General features: G+C 73.0%; 6 protein-coding genes and 1 pseudogene. 4 read left to right on the top strand and 3 right to left on the bottom strand.

From position 1 onward, the window contains the following. The 3 genes from ACFFNX_RS36050 to ACFFNX_RS36040 all read left to right on the top strand — a co-directional run. The coding region (locus tag ACFFNX_RS36050) for a MinD/ParA family ATP-binding protein (RefSeq protein WP_378210473.1) at positions 1-1,154 on the top strand (1,154 nt) is incomplete at its 5' end. Positions 1,155-1,183: 29 nt separating this feature from the next. Next, positions 1,184-1,546: a hypothetical protein gene (locus ACFFNX_RS36045; protein WP_378210472.1), complete on the top strand. Its 363-nt coding sequence runs from the start codon at positions 1,184-1,186 to the stop codon at positions 1,544-1,546. Then, positions 1,543-2,502, top strand: a complete 960-nt coding sequence (locus tag ACFFNX_RS36040) for a DUF6177 family protein (RefSeq protein WP_378210470.1) — start codon at positions 1,543-1,545, stop codon at positions 2,500-2,502. The genes ACFFNX_RS36045 and ACFFNX_RS36040 overlap by 4 nt, the downstream gene beginning before the upstream one ends. A gap of 12 nt (positions 2,503-2,514) precedes the next feature. Here the strand turns inward: ACFFNX_RS36040 and ACFFNX_RS36035 are convergent, their stop codons facing one another. Together ACFFNX_RS36035 and ACFFNX_RS36030 are read right to left on the bottom strand one after the other, a co-directional pair. Next, positions 2,515-3,102 (bottom strand): sigma-70 family RNA polymerase sigma factor, encoded by a 588-nt coding sequence (locus ACFFNX_RS36035; RefSeq protein WP_378210468.1) that lies wholly within the window; start codon positions 3,100-3,102, stop codon positions 2,515-2,517. 436 nt (positions 3,103-3,538) lie between these two features. Beyond that, positions 3,539-4,186: a TetR/AcrR family transcriptional regulator gene (locus tag ACFFNX_RS36030; protein ID WP_378210467.1), complete on the bottom strand. Its 648-nt coding sequence runs from the start codon at positions 4,184-4,186 to the stop codon at positions 3,539-3,541. A gap of 228 nt (positions 4,187-4,414) precedes the next feature. Here ACFFNX_RS36030 and ACFFNX_RS36025 point away from each other — a divergent pair, with 228 nt between their 5' ends. Beyond that, positions 4,415-6,826, top strand: a complete 2,412-nt coding sequence (locus tag ACFFNX_RS36025) for an ATP-binding SpoIIE family protein phosphatase (protein ID WP_378210466.1) — start codon at positions 4,415-4,417, stop codon at positions 6,824-6,826. Between the two features lie 154 nt (positions 6,827-6,980). Here the strand turns inward: ACFFNX_RS36025 and ACFFNX_RS36020 are convergent. Next, a pseudogene (locus tag ACFFNX_RS36020) lies at positions 6,981-7,464 on the bottom strand (hypothetical protein); the annotation flags it as partial.

The following is a 7,464-nucleotide window of genomic DNA, read 5'->3' as shown; positions in this document are numbered from 1 at the left end:
CGCAGATGAGCGGCTGGCCCGACCAGGCGCACGAACAGCAGGAGGACGCCGGCCCCAATCAGGCGTCCGCCTGGGAACTGGCGTCCCAGACCCACTGGGGGCTGGTCGCCAAGACGCCGTGGGGCACCGAGCCGCCGCCGGAGGACGAGGCGCAGCCGCCGCCTGAGGCGTGGGACCGATCCGAGGACTGGCGGCGCGGCCCCGGGGCGCCTGCGGGCCCGGCACCGGCGCATCCCGCCCAAGGCCGGCAGCCGCCCGGGCGGCCGGCGCCGCAGGACCTCGTACGCCGATCGGTCCACGGCGACCCGCTGATGCGGCGTGTGTCCCGCGGAGTGCGCAAGGCGATGGGGACCGCCGCCGCCGACGAGATACGCAAGACCGCCGATGTGGAGAGGGTCCTGAACCGTCCGGTTCCCTCCTGCCGGCACATCGCGGTGACGAGCATCCGGGGCGGCGCGGGCAAGACCACCATCGCGGGTCTCACCGGCACCGCGCTCGCGCAGTACCGCAAGGATCGCGTGCTCGCCGTCGACGCCGACTCCGGCCTCGGCTCCCTGCCGCTGCGCCTCGGCGTCCGCACCGAGCGGTCACTGCACGACCTGGCCGGGGCCCGCCCGCGAAGCTTCGAGGAGACGGCCTCCTTCCTCGGGCGTACGGCCGACGGACTCTGGGTGCTGTCGGGAACCTCGGACGGGCAGATCACCCACGAACTCGACCTGGCCACCTTCAAGACCGTCGCGGGCGAGATGAGCCGCTACTTCGCGGCGCTGGTGATCGACTGCGGCGCCGGGCTGCTGCCGGAACTGCAGCGCGGCATCCTCGCGGACGCGCACGCGCAGGTGATGGTGACGCCCGGCACGGTCGACGGGGCGCTCAGCGCGCGCGGCGCCCTTGAGTGGCAGGCCCGCAACGGCTACCAGCACCTGCTGACCCGCACCGTGATCGCCTTCGTCACGCACACGCCGCACGTCGACGCCGACCTGACGCGGGCCGCGCAGCTCCTCAGCGGCGGCGGCATGCCGGTCGTGCACATGCCCTACGACCGTCACCTGGCGACCGGAACGGCGGTAGAGTCCGCCCGGATCGGCCAGGAGACGAGGGCCGCGGCGATACGCGTCGCGCTGGAGGCCTTCGCCCGGGCCATCGATGTCTGACCTGACCGAGGAAGAGGAGGTTGGCGGCTGTGACCAGCGACGTCATCGCGTTGGTGCGCAACGAGCCCGACATCCCCACGGTCGTGGAGGGCATGATCGCCTTCGGTGAGGCGCTGCGGATGGTCGAGGCCGGTCCGGGCGCCCGCCATCTCTACGACTCCGAGGGACGGCTCCTGGTCTCGATCGAGGCGCCGGAGCTGGTGCGCGTACCCGGTGAGGTCGAACGCCTGCTCGGCCCGCAGCTGGCGGAGAGGGTGCGGTTGCCGACCTGGTGGGTGGAGGTACGGGCCGCCGCCGGGATGCCGGAGGCCCGGCGCATCGCGCGCAGGTTCGCCGAGGACATCGTGCACTGGCAGGGCGGCACGGTCTGGCCCGCTGAGGAGACCCGGTGACCCATCCCGCCGTCGACGCCCTGACCTCGACGGCGATGGTGGTGCTGCAGGAGCGGCCGGTCGTGCCGTTCACCACCTGGCTCGCCGAGGGGCTGCGGCTGTGCAGCGAGACCGGGCGTGGCCTGCAGGTCGTCACACCGCCCGAGTCGCGGATCACGATGCCGCTGCGGCTCGTGCTGACCGGGCCGAACAGCCGCTGGGTCGTCCGGTCCGACGGCGGCCACTACGACGGGCTCACGGGCGTGCCGCTGCTGTGGGACGGCAGGGCCTTCGTCGTCGATCCGCGGGCACGGGCGTACGCGCCGAACTACACGACGCCTCCCACCGCGCCGATCGGCGCCCAGCTGACGCTGACCTTCCGCGTACGGCACCCGGAGGGCAGCGCGATCGGCGGGGCGGCGGAGCAGCTGTGCCGGTCGCTCACGGGAGAGGCCCCCGGCGGATGGGGCACCTCCGAGCCCGCGACGGCCGTGTGGCGGCTCGAGGACCTGGGCGAGATGTTCAGCTCACGCGTCTCGGCCGCGATCTGGCTGACCGTGGTGGGCGGGGCGGACGGCCGCCCCGTGGTCGGCACCGTGTTGCTGTCGCAGGTGGGCGACGTTGCCGAGGAGGCGGTCACGCTGGTCATCGGCTACGCCGACCCGCGCGAGACTCCGGTCGGGTCGCTGTCGAGCGTCGTCGGAGCGCTGGCCGCGGAGTTTCCGCTGGTCTCGTGCTTCGTCCAGCTCAGCCCGGGGCTGACCGATCTCAGCACCGGGCCTCGGTGGGTCGGGCCGGCGGCGCCGATCGGCCTGGCCGTGAGCGGCGCCGCGCCGGGGCCGCCCGGCGTGCCCGGGCAGCGGATCGGCGACACGCGGTCGCCGGCGATGTGGTACCCCCTCGGCGACGGACGGCAGCAGGAGGGCTGGCAGCGCTACGAACAGCTCACCGGCTATCTGCGCGTCCAGGCCTCCTGAGCGCCTGCGGGGTCACGCGGCGCGTACGACGCTCACGCGGGGGGCGTACGCCTGGAGCTGCTCGCGAAGCTGGCGGCGGCCCCGGTGCAGTCGCGACATCACCGTGCCGATGGGCGTGCCCATCATCGTGGCGATCTCCTTGTAGGGGTACCCCTCGATGTCGGCCAGGTAGACGGCCGTACGGAACTCCGGGGCGAGCGCGCGCAGCGCCGTGACCACGTCGGAGTCGGGCAGCCGGTCGAGCGCCTCGTGCTCGGCCGAGCGCAGGCCGGTCGAGGTGTGCGACTCGGCACGGGCGAGCTGCCAGTCCTCGATCTCCTCGGTGCCGGCGCGCTGGGGCTCGCGCTGCTTCTTGCGGTAGGTGTTGATGAAGTTGTTGGTGAGGATGCGGTGCATCCAGGCCTTGAGGTTCGTGCCCTCCTCGAACTGGTGGAAGTTCACGTAGGCCTTGGCGAGGGTCTCCTGTACGAGGTCCTCGGCGTCAGTGGGGTTGCGCGTCATACGCACCGCGCTGGCGTACAGCGGGTCGATGAGCGGCCTGACGTCGCGCTCGTAGCGCTCGTCGTCCTGGCGGCCCGCTGCGGGTGCCGCTGTGGTCATACTCGCTCCGTAGGGTGCTGAGCGGGCGAGCCTTCGCCCTGTTGTCAGGGACCGGAGCCGGGCCGGGGGCACGGACGGAGGTACGGACTCCGGGCACAGAGCAGGACCCTGTGCGGCTGTCGGCTTCATCGCCCAAGGGAAAAACGGACATGGCCGCCGACCAGAGGCCCGAGGGAGCGGGCCGCGCTGGAGGGCGCCGGGGCGGTTATACCGCCCGAATCCGCGGCGTTTGCCGCGAGCAATGAGTCTAACGCGGATACGCCACCGTGAAAAGTGGTTTTGGTCACGGTCTGTGCTGGTCCGGAAGTTCCGACCTTCCGGCGCTTCCACCCAAAATCGTACGTGACCTGGAAGAACATGAAAAGACCCGGCGTGGCGATGGGGCGCGTGGGGCGTTCGCGTGACCACTCCGGGTAGGCGTACGGTGCGGCGGCGCTCACCGGGGCCGGGCACGGCGGGCGTGGTGACCGGCCATGACGGTGTGGGCGACCTGGCGGGCGTACTCCGCCGGATCGGCGGGCAGCCCCGCGACCTCGGTCACGGCCTCGGGCGGCGTCAGCAGCCGTACGAAGGCGTACTGCTGGCACGCGCCGATCAGCAGGGCGGCGAGGTAGGGCGGCCGGGCCCAGGCGGCCAGCCGCCCCACGCCGCGTTCGGCCTCCAGATAGGAGATCACCGCGGCGTGGGGGAGAACCGGGGCCGGGGGAGAGTCGCCGCACGACGCCTCCGGGCCGCCCTCGCGCAACCACGCGCACAGATCGCGGTCGCCCAGGACCGGGCCGGTGATCGGCAACAGGTCGGTGAAAAAGGTGATCTGGGCCTCGGCGAACTCGGCGAGGTTGTCCTCCACCGAGTTCCGGCCCACCCGCTCCGGCAGGCGGCGGAGAGCGCCGCGGATGCCGCCCGCCACCTCGGCCATGGACGCCGCGACGAGCTCGGTCTTGTCGGCGAAGTGGTTGTAGATGCTGCCCTCGGCCACCCCGGCGACGCGAGCGATCTCCTTGGTGGTGGTGTTCGCGACCCCGCGTTCTCGCATGACGGAGACGGCCGCCGCCAGGATCCGGTCGCGCATCGAGCCGGGCATGCTCTTCCACCCCTCGCCGCGGACGCTACCAGACGCCTGAGTGGGCGCACCCTCAACGGCCGGGGGAGCACCGAGCGCCTTGAGGGGCCCTCGTGGCCCGATGGCCTGGCCGGTCTCATGACGTTGGCGCGAAAACCGAGGCGAATATGCCGTGCGGTCTGTAGCGTGCCCCTCACAACGGGTGCAGGGGGCTGTGCGAAGCGCTCGTTCGGGGAGGTGTCCTTGCCGGTGAAACGTCGCCACGCCGTCGCTCATCCTGCGGCCGCGGGCTCACCCCGCCTGCTGCACGAGCATCTGCTCGGACTCGCCCCCATGGCCGTCATCCTCCTGAACGACCTCGGCCACGTGACCCACTGGAACCACGCCGCCGGGCAGATCTTCGGGTTAGCTCACGAGGAGGCCGCCGGCCGCCCGCTGCGTACGCTCCTGCGGCTGCCGCAGGAGCACGGCGACGCGTTCGAGCCCGGCGGCTCTCGCATCCGGCACGCCTGGACCGGCGCCTTCCTGGTGCCGGCCATGGACGACGGCCCGCTCCGCGAGGTCGCGTGGTGGGTCTACCCGCTCAGCGGCCCCGACCGGGCGCGCGTCCTCGCGATCGCCGCCGACGCCAACCGGCTGCGCGACGGCGGGCCCGGTCTCGCGCTGGGCGACGTCCTCGTCAAGGCTCCCTCCCCGACCCCGCTGACCAGCGAGAGCGGCGTACGCCTCCTGCGCGTCGAGCCGACCCTCCTGCCCGCGGGCGGTGCCGACCCGTCGATGCTCGGCCGGCGGCTGACCGAGATGCTGCCGGCCATGCCGCCCGGCGCCGCCGAGTCGATCGTCCGTCAGGTCCTCACCCGCGGCTATCCCGCCGTCAACGTCAGCGTCACCGCCCGGCTGCCGTTCGCCGCCTACTTCGGCACCCCGCCGTCCCCGGAGCAGCGCATCACCAAGGTCGGCGAGCCACGCCGCGCGCCGGCCTCCGCACGCGCGCTCGACAGGTCGGCGGCCCAGGACCGGCTCGACTTCCTCAACGACGCGGGCACCCGGATCGTCGACACGCTCGACCCGGTGCAGACCGCGGCGGCGCTGTGCACCGCGCTGGTGCCGCGATTCGCCGACTTCGCCGACGTCCAGCTCCTCGAGTCGATCGTCTCCGACGAGGAGCTGCCCCCGCTGACCCCCGACGAGTCGCCCACGGCCGTACGCGTGGCGGTGAGCCACGACGACGCGTACGGGCGCTGGGACGACCTGGTGCCGCGCGGGGAGAAGGTCCGGCTGCCGACCGCCACCCCGTTCACCCAGAGCCTGCTGACCGGGCACAGCGTCAGCGTGCCGAAGGTCAGCGAGCGGTTCGCGCGCCGGATGTCGGCGCGCTTCGCCGACCGCGACTTCCGGCCGCTGCTGCAGGGACGCGCGCTCCTGGTCTCCCCGCTCATCGCCCGCGGCACCGCGCTGGGCAACCTCACGCTGCTGCGGCGCCCCGACCGTCCGGCGTTCGACCAGTTCGACATCGCGATGGTCGAGGAGCTCTGCCGCCGCGCGGCGGTCTGCGTCGACAACGGGCGGCTCTACCGGCGCGAGAGCCGCGCGGCGAGAGAGCTGCAGAAGACCATGCTGCCCGACGCCCCGCCCGTCGTCGCCGGCGCACAGATCTGCTACCGCTACGTCCCGGCGAACGAGACCGTACGCGTCGGCGGCGACTGGTTCGACGCGATCCCGCTCCCGGGCGGCCGGCTGGCGCTCGTCGTGGGCGATGTCATGGGACACGGCATGACCTCAGCGGCGATCATGGGCCAGTTCCGCACCGCCGTACGCACCCTGGCCGCGCAGGATCTGCCGCCGGGCCGGCTGCTGCGCGAGCTCGACGACCTCGCCCGCCGGCTCGGCGACGAGTACATCGCGACCTGCATCTACGTCGTCTACGACCCGGTCGCGCGGCGCTGCGAGGTGGCCAACGCCGGGCACCTGCCGCCGGTGCTGGTCTCGCCGTTCGGCGACAGTGAGCTGCTGGACGTACCCTCCGGCGCGCCGATCGGCGTCGGCGGCGTCGCGTTCGAGACCGCCGAGTTCGAGGTGGAGGACGACAGCCAGTTCGTGCTCTGCACCGACGGCCTGGTCGAACGCCGGGGCCAGGCGATCGACGTGGGCCTCGCCGCGCTGCGGGAGTACCTCAGCGGCCCGCCGCAGCCGCTGGAGAGCGTGTGCCAGACGCTGATCGACGGGTTCGGCGCCAACCGCCCGCGCGACGACGACATCGCACTGCTCGCGGTGCGGTTCAAGGGCATACCCAAGGACGACGTCATCTCCTGGACGTTCGACGCGCTCCCGGTCCGCGTCCGCCACTCCCGCGAGCTGGTCCGTGAGGCCCTGGCGACGTGGGGCCTGTCCGACCTGGCCGAGACGGTGGAGCTGCTGGTGAGCGAGCTGGTCACCAACGCCGTACGCCATGGGGCGGGCGACATCGGGCTCCGCCTGATCCGCACCGACTCCCTGCTGTGCGAGGTCCGCGACGACGGGTACGAACTCCCGACGCTGCGCCGCGCCGACGTCACGGCGGAGAACGGCCGCGGCCTGCAACTGGTCACCGCCCTCGCCGAACGCTGGGGCACCCAGCGCACCTCGACCGGCAAGGTCGTCTGGTTCGAGCAGTCGCTGTGACGCGCCGCGCTGATCGTTCCTCCGCCGTGGGGCCCCGGCTCGACGACCCGGCCACCGCCGGTGACCAGGGCCGCCTTGCCTTCGGTCATGACGTCAAGCGTGATCGTCCGTCACCACGACGGCCGGCCGGAAGGCGACCTGACATTCGATCACGCTACGGAATGAAGACGGTGCGCCGGTCGCTGCCGGCCTTCGGCCAGACCGACTCCACGTCCGCCAGCGGCACCGGTGTGACGTCGAAGGTGATCTCGCCGGCGCAGACCCGCCGGAGCACCTCCGCGTAGCCGGCCGCGGCGTCGGCGAGGGAGGTCGCTCCGCCGACTCCGCTGCCGGCGAGCTGGACGGGCGCCCGGCGCAACGCGATCGCGGACAGCGACACCGTCTCGCCCGCGCTCATGCCGACCAGGATGTAGCGCGTCCGGTCGGCGGGCGGCCCGGTACGGGTGAGCGCGGCGAAGACCGCCTCGGCCGGCGCGCCCCACAGGTAGTCGGCGACCAGGTCGTACGGGCCTTCGGCGGCGATCGCCGCGACCAGTTCGTCATGCGGGCGGTCGACCCTGATCGCGGCGTCCACGCCACGCGCCACGAGCTCGTCCAGGACTCGCTGATCGCGCCCGGCCGCGACGACGCGGGCACCG

The organism is Actinoallomurus acaciae (assembly GCF_042429965.1).
Lineage (GTDB): Bacteria > Actinomycetota > Actinomycetes > Streptosporangiales > Streptosporangiaceae > Actinoallomurus > Actinoallomurus acaciae.
The sequence above is the reverse complement of the archived record's forward strand: the minus strand, read 5'-3'. Positions and strand labels throughout refer to the sequence as shown.

Coding starts and splice junctions, on each gene's coding strand:
- ACFFNX_RS36030 (WP_378210467.1), bottom strand. CDS start 4,186: ATGCCCGGCTCGATGCGCGACCGGATCCTGGCGGCGGCCGTCTCCGTC.
- ACFFNX_RS36035 (WP_378210468.1), bottom strand. CDS start 3,102: ATGACCACAGCGGCACCCGCAGCGGGCCGCCAGGACGACGAGCGCTAC.